Origin of the sequence: Microcoleus sp. CAWBG58, assembly GCF_020883045.1 — a bacterium.
GTDB lineage: Bacteria > Cyanobacteriota > Cyanobacteriia > Cyanobacteriales > Microcoleaceae > Microcoleus.
In genome coordinates, this window is sequence record NZ_JAHRFA010000017.1 from 37,098 (window position 1) to 53,526 (window position 16,429).

The window sequence follows — 16,429 nt, forward strand, 5'->3', positions numbered from 1 at the left end:
AGGACTTCAGTCCGCAAAATCCAGGTTTGTAGTGAGGACTTCAGTCCGCAAAATCCAGGTTTGTAGTGAGGACTTCAGTCCGCAAAATCCAGGTTTGTAGTGAGGACTTCAGTCCGCAAAATCCAGGTTTGTAGTGAGGACTTCAGTCCGCAAAATCCAGGCTTGTACGAATTGACTATTTGCTCGTAAAATCCTAACAAATATCAACCAAAAGAGCGATCGCCCAAAACACCAAAAAATTGCCAAACTAAAACGCTAGCTGAGCCCTGGGTCGTCAAGCAACCCGAATCAAATCCGGATAAGCACCCAACAAATCATCGCCCGTCAAACTATCGGTTTCCTGCTGCGGACTCCAAATCACCTCTAAAACCAGTAGATTCTGGGCAGGAGTAGCCGCCGATTTTTCTAACACTGCTTTCAACTTTGCAACATCGCGAATGTCTCCAAACAGAGGTCGGCTATCCTCTGTTCCTATCAAAAACGTGACTGCAATATACTCTCCAGGCTCTTCGTCGCCAGCACTAACAGACTGTCTGTGACGGATATCGCCATTCACCATACTCAAAGTTTCCACACTTAATTTGCTGCGTTCTTGGATGGAAATTTGATTGAATATTTGCGTTGCTTTTTCTCGACTTTCGACTATCTGAGAATTCGCACAAACGTGAGTCCAATTTTCCAGATTTCTCAACACAATCAAGACAGATTCTTGCAAAAACTCCGCACGTTGACTCGCATTTGTTGTATCATAATTTAACGTCAATTCAGTTAACTGACTTGGGACTTCGCGAGCTTCTGCTAACATGGCAATTTGCAACTTAGTGACCGCAAAAATTTGTTTTTTAGATTCTTTGGCAGGGTGTTGTCGATAATAGTAAATACAGTAGGCTATTAACGCAACGCAACCTCCAGCAACAAACAGCCAAAACACTACAATTTTCCAATCATCATCAGATTCCGAACTCGGAGGGCTATTCGAGTTATTATCAGTGGTAATTGGTGCTGGTGCATTGACGGCTGGTTGTTGCTCTGAACCGATATTTTGCTGACTGTTATCGAGAGTGTCTGAAGATGGCGAACTGGTATCGCTGTCGCCCGAATTATTGTCAGTGGTAACTGGTGCTGGATTACTTGCGGGCTGTTGGTTGGAACCTGTATTTTGTTGACCGTTACCGGAATTGTAAGGAACTACATAACTCGGCCCTGAATTGTAGGTGCGCTGCTGGATAATTACAGTTCTGTTATTGCTAGATTGTGGCGGAATCGGAGGGTTAGGTGCGGCGACAGGTGCAGGTGCGGCGGGCTTGTCAAAAGAGCCGCTGCGAACTCTTCCCCCAGTGTTGCCGCTGTTGCTGGGGCGGCTGGGACTGGAACTAGCAGCACTATTCGATCGGCTGTTACTGGAAGTAGAAGAAGAAGTAGAAGAACTAGAACGGCTGGAACTGGAAGAAGAACTGGAAGAAGAACTAGAAGAACTCGATCGCCCGCCACTACTTCCTCCACGGCTGCCGCCGCTGCTTCTGGCCAAAGCTTCCTGGTTAATATTTAACCATTTGCCACCGCTGCTGGAAGTTGAATTTAGAGTAACTTCACCCGCGAGCAAAAAGGCGATCGCCCAACAGCACAAAAGTTGATTTTTCAGCATAAATTCTCTGGGAAAAAATCAGAAGTGTTAAATCAAAAATGTCAACAGCCCACAGCCCACAGCCTACAGTTAATTAATCCGCTAGCAAATCCGGGCGGCGCGATCGAGTTCTTTCAATTTGCTGTTCTTTGCGCCAGCGAGCAATTTCTGCGTGATTACCAGATAGCAACACGTCGGGCACCTTCAATCCCCGAAAATCGGCCGGTCGAGTGTACTGCGGATAGTCCAAAAGTCCGTCTTCAAAACTCTCAAATTTCAGCGAATCTTCCTTCGCCACAGTTCCCCGCAACAATCGCAAAACCCCATTAATCAAAGCCAAGGCCGGAATTTCGCCGCCTGTGAGCACAAAATCGCCTAGAGACACCTCGCGAGTTACCAAGTGCAGCACTCGATCGTCCACACCCTCATAATGACCGCAAATCAACACCAACTGATCGCGCCCGGTGGCGAACTCCCGAAACATCGGCTGCTGCATCGGTTCGCCCTGGGGAGTCAGCAAAATCACCTCCCGCCTCGGCAAAACCGGTAGCGATTCCACCGCAGCAAAAATTGGTTCCGGCTTCATCAGCATCCCCACTCCGCCCCCGTAAGGTTCGTCATCGACTCGCTGGTGCTTGTCTGTGGTAAAATGGCGGGGATTGACAAAATTTACCTCAGCAATATTTTTAGCTAAGGCTTTGCCCATGAGTCCCGACGCTAGGGGAGCCAGGAAAAATTCTGGAAACAGGGTAACAACGTCAAATCGCACAATTATTGGAATTTATTGATACATCACCTCTAGTTTGACCCGGAGAGGCCGATCGGTTTTCAGTAATTGCTTTATTCTTTATAATTTCTTATAATTTCTGAGAATTTTTGCCACTTAAATTCTCTTCCTTTGTCCGCGAGCCGATTTTGTACAACAATCATCTGTTCTCAGGACGGTGACTTTTGTAAAATCGCCCTTAAACAACTGCGCGATCGCGCGATGGCACCTTACTCGCACCAAAAAATATTTACTCTTAAAAAGCCCCATTGTACTCACAGGCACGGCAAAATTTAATTTCACATCTCACAGAGGAAGACACACCATGCAGCAGTTGACATCTCAAGCCCTAGAACACAATCTTTCCCAGCGCACGAAAACCTCGATTATGGTCATCGGAGGAGCCGAAGACAAGGTTCACGGGCGAGAGATTCTGAATACCTTTTTTTGCCGTGCTGGGGGTACAAACGCTCGGCTGGCGATCGTTCCCTGCGCTTCCCGAGATCCCGAAGGAATTAGCAACCGCTATCGCACCATATTTGACGAAATGGGCGTGAGTGCCGTCAAAGTCATTGACATCCGCGAACGCGAACAAGGCGAAAACCCCGTCTGGAAAGATTACTTGGAAGACTGTACGGGCGTATTCATCACAGGTGGCGACCAACTGCGGCTCTGCGGGCTGCTGGCGGACACTCCGCTGATGGAAAAAATTCGCGAATATACTCTGGAAGGGAAGATTACCCTCGCCGGTACCAGTGCGGGTGCTGCGGTGATGGGATATCACATGATTGCAGGTGGCGGAAGCGGCGCGTCACCCAACCGCTCTTTAGTAGACATGGCAAATGGACTTAACATTATTCCCGATATCATCGTAGACCAGCATTTTCACAACCGCAACCGCATGGCTCGCTTGTTGTCGGCTGTTGCTTGCCATCCCGATCGCATCGCTATTGGTATTGACGAAGATACCTGCGCTTTGTTTGAGGGAGACGATACTATGAAGGTTCTAGGTAAAGGCACGGTGACTATTGTTGATTCTAGGGATAATTTTTATACCAACGAGGCAATGGTAGCAGCGACTGAACCCTTAAGTCTGTTCAATATGCGCTTGCACGTCTTGTGTCACGGAGATTGCTACAATATGCCCCTAGGCAAACCAATGCCATCGGCAGCCTGTTCCGAGTCTGGCTGGCCTTTGGAATGCCGCACAGCAAACTAACGCAGAATATCAGAATCATCGATCGGGCAGAAAGTATGCGGCATTTGGGCCGAATCGTAGATACAACAGAAGGATGTATTCCAAAGCAGCGACGGGCTGACACCAGAAGGTAGAATCACAGTCTTATTCTACCTTCTGGCTTCTAGTTTCTGCCCTTGACCTGTACTTGTTTCTAGCCGATCGCTGGGGCATTAATTTTCTTTCGCTGGCTGCCTATAACTGGAAATTCAATGCAAAACTGTTCGCAGCGAACAGTCGATCGAGCAATCTAGCTCCAAATTGAATAAATGCTGCAATTACCTATAAGATTTAGCGACCCATACCCCTCTGAAAGTCATGAAAATACTTAAAATCCAGACGTTACGCGGCCCCAACTACTGGAGCATCAGACGCCACAAACTCGTCCTCATGCGTCTGGATTTAGAGGAGTTGGCAGATAAAACCACATCTGAAATTCCTGGCTTCTACGAAGGGTTGACCGCCACACTCCCGAGTTTGGACGACCATCACTGTTCCCCCGGCCATCAGGGAGGCTTCCTGCAACGGGTCAGAGAAGGCACAATGATGGGACACGTCATCGAACACGTAGCCCTAGAACTTCAGGAGATGGCAGGAATGCCAGTCGGGTTTGGTCGCACCCGCGAGACTGCTACCCCAGGCATTTACCAAGTAGTAATCGAGTATCAAAACGAACAAGCAGGTCGCTACGCCACCCGAGCGGGCGTGCGGATGTGCCAGAGCATTGCCGATACTGGTTCTTATCCAGCAGCGGAATTAGCCCAAGATTTGAGAGATCTCAGAGAGTTTGCTTTGTCGGCGGCCCTGGGCCCGAGTACCGAAACACTGATCAAGGAAGCAGAAGCGCGGGGCATTCCCTGGATACCTTTGAGCGCCCGGTTTATGATTCAGCTCGGTTACGGGGTGCACCAAAAGCGGATTCAGGCAACTCTCAGCAACCGCACGGGAGTTTTGGGGGTAGAACTAGCCTGCGATAAGGAAGGTACCAAAAATATCCTCGGGGCTGCGGGCGTACCGGTTCCAAGAGGGACGGTGATTAATTATTTAGACGAACTCGAAGGAGCAATAGAAGATGTGGGCGGTTATCCGATCGTCCTCAAACCGCTAGACGGCAACCACGGCCGCGGAATTACGATCGACATCAACTCCTGGGAAGTAGCAGAAGAAGCCTACGATTTAGCCAGCAATGCCTCAAAAACCAAGAGCGTGATCGTCGAGCGCTATTACACCGGCCGCGACCACAGAGTATTAGTAGTCAACGGCCAAGTCGTAGCAGTCGCCGAACGAGTCCCCGCTAACGTTGTAGGAGATGGCAAGTCTACAGTAGAAGAACTCGTTGAAGAAGTAAACCGCGATCCGCAGCGGGGAGACGGACACGACAACGTGCTCACCCGAATTACGATCGACAAATTGACCCTCGATTTGCTCCAAAAACAAGGCTACGCAATGGACTCGGTATTGCCGGCAGGCAAAAGAGTATTCTTGCGCGCGACAGCAAACCTCAGTACCGGTGGCATTGCAGTCGATCGCACCGACGAAATTCACCCAGAAAACGTCTGGCTATTTTCCCGAGTCGCCAAAATCATCGGTTTGGACATCGCTGGCATTGACGTAGTGACATCCGACATTTCCGTACCGCTGCGCGATGTCAACGGCGTCATCGTCGAAGTCAACGCAGCACCAGGTTTCAGAATGCACGTCGCCCCGAGTCAGGGTTTGCCCCGCAACGTCGCCGGTGCAGTATTCGATATGCTGTTCCCTTCGCCTCAACCCACCCGAGTGCCGATTTTAGCGGTGACGGGAACCAACGGTAAAACTACAACCACTCGCCTGCTGGCCCACATTGTCAAGCAAACCGGTCAAATTACCGGCTACACGACTACTGACGGCACTTACATCGGCGAATATTTAGTCGAAAGCGGAGATAATACCGGGCCGCAAAGCGCTCATTTGATTTTGTCCGATCCCACCGTGGAAGTGGCGGTGCTGGAAACGGCTAGAGGCGGAATTTTGCGATCGGGCTTGGGCTTCGATCAGTGCGATGTCGGCGTCGTCTTGAACGTCGCGGCGGATCACTTGGGAATCGGCGACATCGACACCGTGGAACAATTAGCCAAACTCAAGAGCGTCCTCGTCGAGTCAGTAATGCCCAAAGGCTATGCAGTTTTGAATGCAGACGACCCGCTAGTATCACAGATGGCGCAGCGTGTCAAGGCTCAAATTGCATATTTTTCAATGAACCCAGACAACGAATTGGTTGCCAAACACACCGCTGCGGGCGGGCTGGCAGCAATTTACGAAAACGGCTATTTGTCGATCCTCAAAGGCGATTGGACGCTGAGAATTGAGCAGGCTGTGAATGTACCGCTGACGATGGGCGGGCGCGCGTCGTTTATGATTGCGAATGCTTTAGCGGCTTGTTTGGCGGCTTTTGCTCAGGGAGTGAAAATAGAAGATATTCGATCGGCTTTGTCAAGCTTCCAAGCATCGGTTGGCCAAACTCCCGGACGGATGAACCTGTTTAATTTGGGCAGCTATCACGCTTTGCTGGACTACGCCCACAACCCGCACAGCTACAAGGCTTTGGGGAGTTTTGTACAGAATTGGGATGGAATGCGGATCGGGGTAGTTTGTGCCCCTGGAGACAGACGAGATGAGGATTTTGTGACGTTGGGCAGACTTTCGGCCGAAATGTTCGATCGCATTATTGTGAAAGAAGATCTGGATCGGCGCGGGCGAGAACCCGGTGTTGTAGCCAAGTTCATTTGTCAGGGGATTGCAGAGGCAATTTCCGAACGAACAGCCGATCGATCTAAAGTTGAATACGAATTGATTCTCGACGAAACCATTGCGGTTAACAAGGCTTTAGACGAAGCACCGGCTGGCAGTTTGGTAGTGATTTTACCTGAAGGCGTCACAAAAGCTCTGAAGCTAATTGAGGCACGGAAACCGATTCAGGAATCTGTGGAAGTTCAAAATAGTTTAGTTAAATCGAAGTCACAGGAAAGTTTAAAACCGACTGCTGTGAATCAAGGCTAAATTCTGAAGTTTGATTTCATTATTAATAGGTTGGGTTTACTTATGTTAAACCCAACCTATTTTTTTTAAATTTAGAATTAGAGAATTTCATAATTTCCTTGTGAGCTCGTTTCCGGTTGCATCGGAATGGTTTAACCGCAGAGAACACAGAGGACACAGAGGGAGAGAATAGAGAGATGAATACAGGACGATGCTACCAGATTTGATATGATTATTCCTATAAAACCAGCAGCAGGATTGAAACATGAATGAAGCCGATCGCACCAGAGTCGAAACATTCATCACGCGCTGGGCAGGTTCTAGCGGCAATGAACGCGCAAACTACCAGTTGTTTTTTGCGGAAATGTGCGATGCGCTGGGGGTCGATCGCCCAATGGATAAAGGTAGAATTCCCAACGATCCCTACTGCTTTGACAAAGATCTCAAAATCTTTCATCCCAGCGGCAAAGTAACTCCGGGGTTTGTGGATTTTTACAAAGCCGAACACTTTTTAATCGAAGCTAAACAAGGCGGAACAACCAGCAAAAAAGGAACGGCAAAGCGGGGAACGAATACCTATTTGCGAGAGATGGAAAAAGCCTTTGTACAAGCCGTTGCTTATACGCGCAATCTCAGCAGCAAACCGCCGTTTTTGTTAACTTGCGACATTGGCGACCATTTTGAATTGTGGATGGGTTTTAGCGGCGATTACGGCGGCTATGGGGCGCGGCGAGAAATTGCGCTGACAGAGTTGCAAAAAGCTGATGTTTTCGATTTGTTTGTCGATATTTTTAGCAATCCGCAGCAGCGCAATCCAGAAAAAATTGCGGCGCGGGTAACGCGGGAAGTGGCGGCGGATTTGGCAGAGTTGGCGAAGCGGATGGAGGCAAATGTCGATCCGCAGCAAGTCGCCCAGTTTTTGATGCGCTGTATTTTCACCATGTTTGCTGAGGATGTGGGGTTGCTGAAGGAACATCTGTTTACCCAGGCGCTGGAAACGCGATGGATTCTCAATCCAAAGATGTTTAAACCGGAGGTAGAGGCGCTGTGGGAGGCGATGAATGAGGGGACGAGTTTTGGCTTTCACGGCCAACTGTTGCGGTTTAATGGCGGATTGTTTGCGGAATCCCAGGCGTTTGCGTTGACAAAGGCGCAGTTAGAAGTATTGTTGCAGGCGGCGAAGCGGGATTGGTGTAATGTGGAACCGGCGATTTTTGGGACGTTGTTGGAAAGGGCGCTGGATGCGCGAGAGAGGAGTAAGTTGGGGGCGCATTATACGCCGCGATCGTATGTGGAACGGTTGGTAAAACCTGTGGTGATGGAGCCTTTGGGCGATCGCTGGATTGCGGTACAAGCGGAGGTTAAACAGTTACTCAACGCGGGGGAATCGGAACCGACTGCGAATCAACGGAAAAAGGCGATCGCACTTTTAGAAGCATTTTTGACGGAGTTACAAGGGGTGAAAATTCTCGATCCGGCGTGCGGATCGGGGAATTTTTTGTATGTGACATTGGATTTGTTGAAAGGGTTGGAGTCGGAGGTGTTGCGGCGCTTGGAAGATGTCACCGGATCGGCGCAGTTGCGGTTAGATATTGCCCAAGTCAATCCGAGTCAGTTTTTGGGAATTGAGATCAATCCGAGGGCGGCGGCGATCGCGGATTTGGTGATTTGGATTGGGTATTTGCAGTGGCATTTTCGGCGGTTTGGCGACATTCCGCCGATCGAACCTGTGTTGCGGGAGTACAACAATATTGAATGCCGGGATGCGGTGTTGGCCTATGATGCGATCGAACCGGATGTTGATGCGACGGGGAAGGTGCGATCGCGCTGGGGCGGGCGGATGATGAAAAGTCCGGTGACGGGAGAAGATATTCCCGATCCGACAAATCAAGTAACAATTTATCGCTATTTGAATCCAAGGGCGGCCGAGTGGCAGGCGGCGGATTATATTGTGTCGAATCCGCCGTTTATTGGGAATAAGCGGATGAGAGAAATATTAGGAGATGGATATACAGAAGCTCTCAGAAATGTTTACACAGAAGTTCCTAATTCATCTGACTACGTAATGTATTGGTGGCACTTTGCTGCTCAATTAATAAAAAATGATCGAACCAACAGATTCGGCTTTATTACAACTAATTCAATCAGTCAAGCTTTCAATTTAAATGCAATTGAAAATGCTTTAAAAGATGGACTGTCAATAACTTTTGCTATTCCCGATCATCCTTGGGTCGATCGTGTCGATGGTGCTGCTGTTCGTGTAGCTATGACGTTAGCAGAAAAGGGGATCGATCGAGTGGGATGCTTACTGACAGTTCAAAAAGAACCTGTGTGTCCTGATAGTGTGGAATCAGAAATGATCTCATTTAGTAAGCAAATAGGAACTATTAGTTCAAGCTTAAGCCTTAGCATTAATACTACTAAAATAACTAAATTAGGATCCAATAGAGGATTTGTTTTTCAGGGTGTAATTCCTATTGGGGAAGGCTTTAAGTTGCGCGAACAAGATTTAGAGCGTTTTGGTTACTCGCCTTCAACATTACCTCTTGTGATTAAACCCTATGTGATAGGTATGGATATTGTGCGCGTACCTCATAGAAAATGGATTATTGATTTATTTGAATACAGCGAGGCTCAAATAATAGAAGAATATCCTCATATTTATCAACATATATACGATAATGTCCGTCCTATAAGGCTGCAAAATAGAGAAGCTTCTAGGCGTAAAAAATGGTGGTTATTTGCTCGTTCCAATGAAGAATTGCGATCTGCTATCAAGAAATTAAACCGCTTCATTGGTACTCCAGATACATCGAAATTTAAGCCATTCACTTTTCTAGATGCAAAAACTTTACCCGACGCACAGGTTTACTGTATAGCAAGTGATGATGCTTGGATATTGGGCGTTTTGGAATCAAAAATACATCAAGTTTGGCTAAAAAAGATTGCTCCAAGAATGGGAAAAGGCAATGATTTGCGATGGAAACCGTCAATTGTCTTCGACCCCTTCCCCTTCCCCACTCCAACCGACACCCAAAAACAAACCATCCGAGAACTCGGAGAACGCCTCGACAGCCACCGCAAACGAGTCCAAACCACTCACCCCGAAGTCACCATCACCGGGATGTACAACCTCCTCGAAAAACTCCGCCAAGGCGAACCCCTCGACGACAAAGACAAAGCCTTCAACCAAAAAGCCCTCGTCTCCACCCTCAAACAAATCCACGACGAACTCGATAGCGCCGTATTTGCCGCCTACGGTTGGGAACCCACCCTCACGGACGATCGAATCCTGGAAAACCTCGTCACCCTCAACGCCCAACGCGCCGAAGAAGAACGCAACGGACTCATTCGCTGGCTGCGTCCCGACTACCAAGCCCCCGGCGAAACCTACGTGCAACCATCCCTTGCAGGTATCATAACCGAAACCGAAATCGCCGTCATTCCCACGGAACAACAACCCTTCCCCAAAACCCTGAAAGAGCAACTTTCCGTCATCCGCGACTTATTTCGCACTCAAAGTGGCGAATGGACAGCCGCCCAAGTCACCGCCCATTTCAAAGGCGCCAATCGCAAACAAAAAGTCATTCTCGACTGTCTAGAAAGCCTCGAAGATTTGGGGATTTTGCTCAGTCATGCGGAAAATGGGATGACGTTTTGGCATTTGGCGGAAGTTGGAAGCGATCGGTAAGTTTTGCTTTGTGATTGTTATCATAATTTTATCCAGCAAGAGGCGATCTAATGCTAGAAACCACAATCCTAGAAACCTTAGTCAAATTACCAGATTCCCTGAAACAGGAAGTGCTGCACTATGTAGAATTCTTAGCAGCAAAATATGCAAATAATGAGGTTGCCGTAAATCCTCATCAAAAGAAACGTCAAGCCGGGATGATGAAAGGCACGTTTGTCTTACCCCTTGCTGATGATTTTGATGCACCATTAGATGATTTCCAGGAGTATATGGAATGAGTGCATTGCTCCTCGATACTCACACTTTTATTTGGTTTTCAGAAAATGCTCCTAACCTATCAGTTGCATTGAAAGAGCAGATTGAATCCGCCGATATAGTCTATTTGAGTATTGCCAGTCTTTGGGAAATTGCGATAAAAATAAGCATTGGTAAGCTGACGCTGCAATCAGACTATGCAGATATCGAAGCTCAGTTACCTGCTGCTGGCATCTTGTTACTGCCAATTTCATTTGCGGATACTGTACGGGTTCGCAACCTACCATTCCATCATCGCGATCCATTCGATCGCATTTTAATTGCCCAATCCATTAATCATTCTTTAGTTTTAGTCAGCCGTGATGAAATGTTTGATGCTTATGCTGTTCAAAGATTATGGGAATAAACTAGATTTTTATCGCCAATGGCATTGACCCGATCGATTGTAAAAGATTAAAATAAATTATAGAGTTACGGTCAAAAGTTTTCCAGGCCTCCCGAACAAATCCTCCTACAATACTGGCGCGAACTTGCGCCCGCCGATCGCGAAAAAGTCCTTCAGTTTACCCAAGCTCTAGCGCTCAAATCTTCACCAGAATTTACCCCCAAAACACAACTCGGTCAAACCCTGTGGAAACTTCGCCAACGGGCGATCGCCAACGGTATGAAACTCATCAATGAAGTGGAGTTAGAGCAAGAAATTGCCGATCGTCGAGGTGGCTGCGGTGTCCGGTAAACTAACTTATCTGGATTCAGGTGTTTTAAATCGATTACCCACGATCGATAAGGTTTGTAGTGAGGACTTTAGTCCTTGACAGAAGAAGGACTAAAGTCCTCACTACAAACCAGTGTCGATCGTGGTCGATCGACCGGACACGATCTTACGATAAAGAGCCAGGGAACGGGGAAATAGTCTCCCTAAATGTCCTGACTGTGATTTCCCTACCTAAATCTTGAGCTAATAAATCGATACCATTAATAACTCGATAGGGTTCTGCAATACTTAAAATATCATAGCATTTTTCCCGATAATCGGGACGCTCTTGGAAATACTGAATCGCTCGATTTAGCGGTTCCATAACTTGATAAGCTGCTTCAGCTTTGTCGATCGCCTCTTGGGGAATCTCAGTTGCTAACCTTTGAATTGCCAAGTCGATTAAATCTCTAGAGTTTACCCGATCGCTCGGCCATCGATCGGCATTTGCTAACAGTTTTTCTGCTATACTATCGATTTGATTCAAGCAAGGAACAGGCGACCAATTGGGATAATTTGGTTCGCCAAACTGAATTCGCCCTTCACAAACCATCTCGAATTTAATGGTAGTGCCATCCACAATAACTGGAAATCTGATGCCGTATTGGTTTGATTGAATATCGTTGGGGAGAAAAATGCGCTCGCGATTAGCAAAGATCGCATCATAGCCTGCTTCGGCCACTTTTCGGCGCAGGAGACTGTAGCCACCATCCATCGGACACATAAAGTCAATATCCTGACTTAACCGATATTCCCCATGTTCCATACTTATCAGGGTTCCGCCACCAAAATAAGCGCGACATTCCTGCAAAAAATCGACATTCAAGTGGTTGAGTACAGTTAATATTTTTTGATGAATTTCGCGTTTAAACATTGGTTGTAAATTTACCAATTTTTCCGTTTTTTCTGGCAGATTAATGCTTAATAGTTCCGCTACCAGCCAAGATTGATAGTGTTGGCTAATTTGTCGAATAAAAATTAGTTCCTCAGAGTTGGGTTCTCCCAAAACTCCCCAATAATCCCAGCCTGATTCGTAGCGACATAGCATTTCCGGGAAAGTCAGATTTTTGACATTAGCAATTTGCCAGCAGATAGCCTCAAGAAATGGCATTTTTGCTGGGATTTTAAATGCGGTTGCTATTTCTTTATCGTTCATCTTCTTTGCAAAACTCCTTCTCTATTCCATTTACAAATACTCCAACACCAGCAGTCGCAAATAGTCTAGCATTCGGATGTACGATCGCATTTGAAGATAGCCCGATCGCGTCTCATCATAAAACTGAGCGATCGCAGAACGATCGAACACCCTAAGCTGATGTAAAGAAGCGATCGCTTCATCACGATCCTCAACCCCTTGACTACCCTGAATCTGACTAGCATAACCGCGAATACTGACTGTCACTAACTCCAGCTCCTCCAGAAACGAAAACTCTTCCTCGGAACCAAGATAGCTCTGAGCTATCTCTTTGCGCTCTGATTTAGTGTTTTGATAGTCAACCGTCAACTGTGCCAAAAGCTGCACAATAATATCTTGCTGAATCGCTAACTTATAATGATTCATCTCTCTCATCTCTTCCTCTGTGTTCTCTGCGCTCTCTGCGGTTAAATATTCCTATTTAATCATCGGAATTACCCCTTAACAACCGCCCACTGAGTCACCGGTGCAAGCGGCTTCCAACCTTGAAAAGAACCGATCGCCCCCAGCCGCTGAATCCCAATTCTAATCAGTTCCCCACCGTGCAAAGAATGCCACTGCAAAACCTTAAATTCGCTTTCAACAGTTACCGCATTCACAACCAATCGCCCGCCCTCACCTAAAGCATTCCAACAACTTTCTAGCAAAGCCTCTGCGGTGACACCGCCGCCGATGAAAATAGCATCCGGTTGCGGCAAATTTACCAAAGCAGCGGGCGCGTCTCCCGCCACGATTTTAAGTTCGGGAACACCTAAATTAGAGGCATTTTCAGCAATATATTCCAGTCTAGTTGGATGGCGCTCGATCGCGATCGCCCGACAACTCCGATGACTCCGCATCCACTCAATCGCGATCGAACCGCAGCCCGCCCCCACATCCCACAGCAACTCCCCCGGAATCGGCGCTAACGCCGACAGCGTAACGGCTCTAACCTCCCGTTTCGTCAACTGTCCATCGTGGCGATAGGCTGCATCCGGTAAGCCGGAGGTGCGGGAAACGAGCAGAGTTTCGCGATCGGCTGTAACTGCAATGGCGATCGCATTCAAATCGGCTAAATCCGTGGCATTCCAAGCTGCTGCAACCTCCTCGATCCGCCGTTCCGCCTCCGACCCCATCCGCTCGAACACAGTCATCAAACTGCTACCAAACCCCCGCTGTGTCAACAATTGGGCAACCTTTCCCGGCGTATGTCGATCGGCACTCAACACCAGCAATCGGGCTCCCGGATACAGAGAAAGTGCGATCGAGGCGATCGGGCGATTTGTTAAGCTGAAAGTTTCAACATCCGCCAACGGCCAACCCAAACGGGCGCAAGCCAGACTAAAAGCGGATGCTGCGGGAATCACAGTCATTTCCGAAATCGGAATCCGGCGCGACAGCGTGACACCAATCCCGTGACACATCGGATCGCCACTTGCGAGCACGCAAACAGACTCTGGGCGACGGCTGATGATGCTGTCAACTGTTGTTTGTAATGGTGAAGCCCAAACTAATTTTTCGCGGGTGTCGTCGGTTGGTAGCATTGCGAGGTGACGGGCGCCACCGACAATGATTTTAGATCGATCGAGTAGCGAAAGGGCGATCGAACTTAATCCCGAAAGTCCGTCTTCCCCAATCCCCACCACCGAAAGCCATTTGTGCATTGCGCCCTGACTGCTAATTACTACTTATCGATTCTAAAGAATAATATGGGATTTTCATTGACAATCCTTTCTTCTACTTGTCTCATCCCGAGTCTGGCTGCTAATTTGCATGATTCAATGTTTGGGCGATCGCAACTTGCAACCAGATAATCTAATCCAAGTTCATCAAAACCATACTCTAATATTTTCGTGGATGCTTCAGTAGCGTAGCCTTTTTTAATAGCTTTCGGCAACAGCGCGTAAACCAACTGCGGCTGCGGTTCCTCAAAAAAATACCACAAACCCACAAATCCAATAATTTCGCGATCGCTCTTTCTCTCGATAAACCACAAGCCGAATTTCTTTTCTCCAAACAGTTGTTCGTTCTGTTCGATCATTTCTTCCACTGGATCTAGCGACCAAATTTGACCGTCGCACAAATATCTCCTGACATAGGAATCGGTAAAAATGGCGTGCAGCTTGTTGAGATCGTTCTCTACAATCGGTGTCAAAATCAATCTATCAGTTTCAAGTATCATTGGACTTCTATTTGTCAACAGTTCGCAAACTTATAAAACCTGATTCACCAAATATCTAGTCTACCATGATATTATATCCGATCGATTAACCATACAGTGCGATCTAGAAGCTCGCACTAGACAATATCGAAATTTTAATATATTTTATCGAACCCTATGCCAATTTTGTTTTTGGCATACAGAAATAGATCGATCGCCCTTAGAGGCAAGTAACTTTTGAGGAAAGTGCGATCGAAAGAACAATGAGAGACTGGCATCAGTTTGATCGAAAACAAAAAATAATCACCGTCGGCTATGGAACCGCAGTCGCGTTAGTATTAGTAGCGATTGGTTGTACCGCGTGGGATGCGATCGTGGTGACGGCAGGCATCTTTAAAACCACTCTCGGTATCTTTAAAACAACTCCTTGTCTCGCTTACAAATTTGAAGATGTCAACCCTTTAATTGCAGGTAAAAACGTTAAAATAAAAATTGGGGAAGGCAGCGGTTCCGATTGCGGAGTATCAGAACTCGCATCGTTTGGAAAACCAGCAGTTTGGTCATCACAAGATACCAAAGTTATCCAACTTTCCCAAGATGGAACTGTGACGGGTATTGCGCCGGGAAAGTTTACCGTGTTGGCAAAAATAGGACAAAAAACACTCTTGATGTCTGGTGTTGTTTATCCGCCAGATTGGGATGTTCGGATTCAGCCAGAAGTGGCGACAGTGCGCGCGGGCGATCGCATTACCTTTGAAATGATCGCCTCTGATTCAAAAGGCAATTTGCTACCCCCATTAACTTTCGGGCTGCGGACTCCAGATTATCAGGAACCCGGGCCTGGTGCGCCAACCAAGCCTCCGAATTCGCGGCCGTTACTCGATCGCACCTTTCATCATATGGGCACGCAACCGGGCACGTTTCGAGCGCTGCGCCCCGGAAAGATTGCGATTGCGGGTAAAATGGGCGATCGTACAAAATCAGCCCAATTAACTATCAAATAAAATAACCAGTTTTGTTGCTATTTTATGAATCTACGCGATCGCATAATTTTGACAGTTGCTGCTTATACACCAATACGGTTTACTTAGAATAGTCCGAAGAGAGGAACGAAGCAATCTCCGTATCTATTTATCATAGGGTTTTACCCTCAGGGCGGTATACCAGTAAACCGTATTGGATTATAAGCTGTCTAGCCTCTAAATTGTAGATTTTGGGGCGGGCTAGAAGCCTTTCTCACAAGAGTTTTAAAACCCGGAGAAACCCCCTAACCCCGCTTAGGTCGGGGGGACAAGAGCCTTCTCAAAGTTCCCCTTTCTAAGGGGGATTTAGGGGGATCTGAATTTGAGGTGAAATGTTGAATATTTAATTAGTTAATTCCTACTTCCAACCCAACCACCTTAACAAAGGCACAACTAAATAATGACTGACTCCCAAACAAAGCCCGATCGCACTTCCCAACAAACCAAAAAATGCAATTGCACTCCTGCTCAATGACACGAACCTTCTAGCTTATCCCTTTCAGTACACTTGAATATTGGCTCACTGTTATCTGAAGAAGGGGTTGTATTTGTTGAGGATGATTTTGGTGTACTCTTAGCTGGTTTCACAGGCTGTTTGTCTTCATCAAAATTCTTACCCTTAGCTAAGTTAGACTCTAAAAATAAACTGATAGGAATCCCCCAGTTATTACCTAAATTTGGATTATTGATCGACATATAGGTGTCTAGCATCTAAGTTGTAGATTTT

General features: G+C 47.2%; 13 protein-coding genes. 6 read left to right on the forward strand and 7 right to left on the reverse strand.

Annotated elements, in window-relative coordinates; translation table 11 throughout:
- Positions 1-274 precede the first annotated feature (274 nt).
- Entirely contained in the window at positions 275-1,645 is a 1,371-nt protein-coding gene (locus tag QZ918_RS10085; RefSeq protein ID WP_293334134.1) for a DUF1517 domain-containing protein, read from the reverse strand.
- A gap of 73 nt (positions 1,646-1,718) precedes the next feature.
- Positions 1,719-2,393 (reverse strand): tRNA (guanosine(37)-N1)-methyltransferase TrmD, encoded by a 675-nt coding sequence (gene trmD / locus QZ918_RS10090; RefSeq protein WP_293154070.1) that lies wholly within the window; start codon positions 2,391-2,393, stop codon positions 1,719-1,721.
- Positions 2,394-2,715: 322 nt separating this feature from the next.
- Between trmD and QZ918_RS10095 the strand changes: the two genes are divergently transcribed.
- The 5 genes from QZ918_RS10095 to QZ918_RS10115 all read left to right on the forward strand — a co-directional run bounded on the left by QZ918_RS10095 (position 2,716) and on the right by QZ918_RS10115 (position 10,997).
- Entirely contained in the window at positions 2,716-3,609 is an 894-nt protein-coding gene (locus tag QZ918_RS10095; protein WP_293154067.1) for a cyanophycinase, read from the forward strand.
- A 336-nt stretch (positions 3,610-3,945) separates the two neighbouring features.
- On the forward strand, positions 3,946-6,666 hold the full coding sequence (cphA, locus tag QZ918_RS10100) for a cyanophycin synthetase (protein WP_293334136.1): 2,721 nt from the start codon (positions 3,946-3,948) through the stop codon (positions 6,664-6,666).
- Between the two features lie 244 nt (positions 6,667-6,910).
- Positions 6,911-10,336 (forward strand): class I SAM-dependent DNA methyltransferase, encoded by a 3,426-nt coding sequence (locus QZ918_RS10105; protein ID WP_293334138.1) that lies wholly within the window; start codon positions 6,911-6,913, stop codon positions 10,334-10,336.
- 50 nt (positions 10,337-10,386) lie between these two features.
- Positions 10,387-10,614: a type II toxin-antitoxin system VapB family antitoxin gene (gene vapB, locus QZ918_RS10110; protein ID WP_293334140.1), complete on the forward strand. Its 228-nt coding sequence runs from the start codon at positions 10,387-10,389 to the stop codon at positions 10,612-10,614.
- Positions 10,611-10,997 (forward strand): type II toxin-antitoxin system VapC family toxin, encoded by a 387-nt coding sequence (locus QZ918_RS10115; protein ID WP_293334143.1) that lies wholly within the window; start codon positions 10,611-10,613, stop codon positions 10,995-10,997. Before vapB ends, QZ918_RS10115 begins: the two co-directional genes overlap by 4 nt.
- A 475-nt stretch (positions 10,998-11,472) precedes the next feature.
- On the opposite strand, the gene QZ918_RS10120 is transcribed toward QZ918_RS10115, so the two are convergent.
- The 4 genes from QZ918_RS10120 to QZ918_RS10135 form a co-directional block, all read right to left on the reverse strand.
- Positions 11,473-12,501, reverse strand: a complete 1,029-nt coding sequence (locus QZ918_RS10120) for a nucleotidyl transferase AbiEii/AbiGii toxin family protein (RefSeq protein WP_293334146.1) — start codon at positions 12,499-12,501, stop codon at positions 11,473-11,475.
- A 30-nt stretch (positions 12,502-12,531) separates the two neighbouring features.
- Complete coding sequence (locus QZ918_RS10125; protein ID WP_293334149.1) at positions 12,532-12,906, reverse strand: hypothetical protein; 375 nt, start codon at positions 12,904-12,906, stop codon at positions 12,532-12,534.
- 68 nt (positions 12,907-12,974) lie between these two features.
- Positions 12,975-14,183 carry a precorrin-6y C5,15-methyltransferase (decarboxylating) subunit CbiE gene (gene cbiE / locus QZ918_RS10130; protein WP_293334152.1) on the reverse strand — a complete coding sequence of 403 codons (1,209 nt, stop codon included), beginning with the start codon at positions 14,181-14,183 and terminating at the stop codon, positions 12,975-12,977.
- Positions 14,184-14,203: 20 nt separating this feature from the next.
- A complete protein-coding gene (locus QZ918_RS10135; protein ID WP_293334155.1) occupies positions 14,204-14,701 on the reverse strand; it encodes a GNAT family N-acetyltransferase in 498 nt (165 codons plus the stop codon).
- Positions 14,702-14,943: 242 nt separating this feature from the next.
- Between QZ918_RS10135 and QZ918_RS10140 the strand changes: the two genes are divergently transcribed.
- Positions 14,944-15,684, forward strand: coding sequence for a hypothetical protein (locus QZ918_RS10140; RefSeq protein ID WP_293334158.1), 741 nt, complete (start codon positions 14,944-14,946; stop codon positions 15,682-15,684).
- Positions 15,685-16,170: 486 nt separating this feature from the next.
- Here QZ918_RS10140 and QZ918_RS10145 read toward each other — a convergent pair whose 3' ends face one another.
- A complete protein-coding gene (locus QZ918_RS10145; protein ID WP_293334161.1) occupies positions 16,171-16,413 on the reverse strand; it encodes a hypothetical protein in 243 nt (80 codons plus the stop codon).
- Positions 16,414-16,429 lie beyond the last annotated feature (16 nt).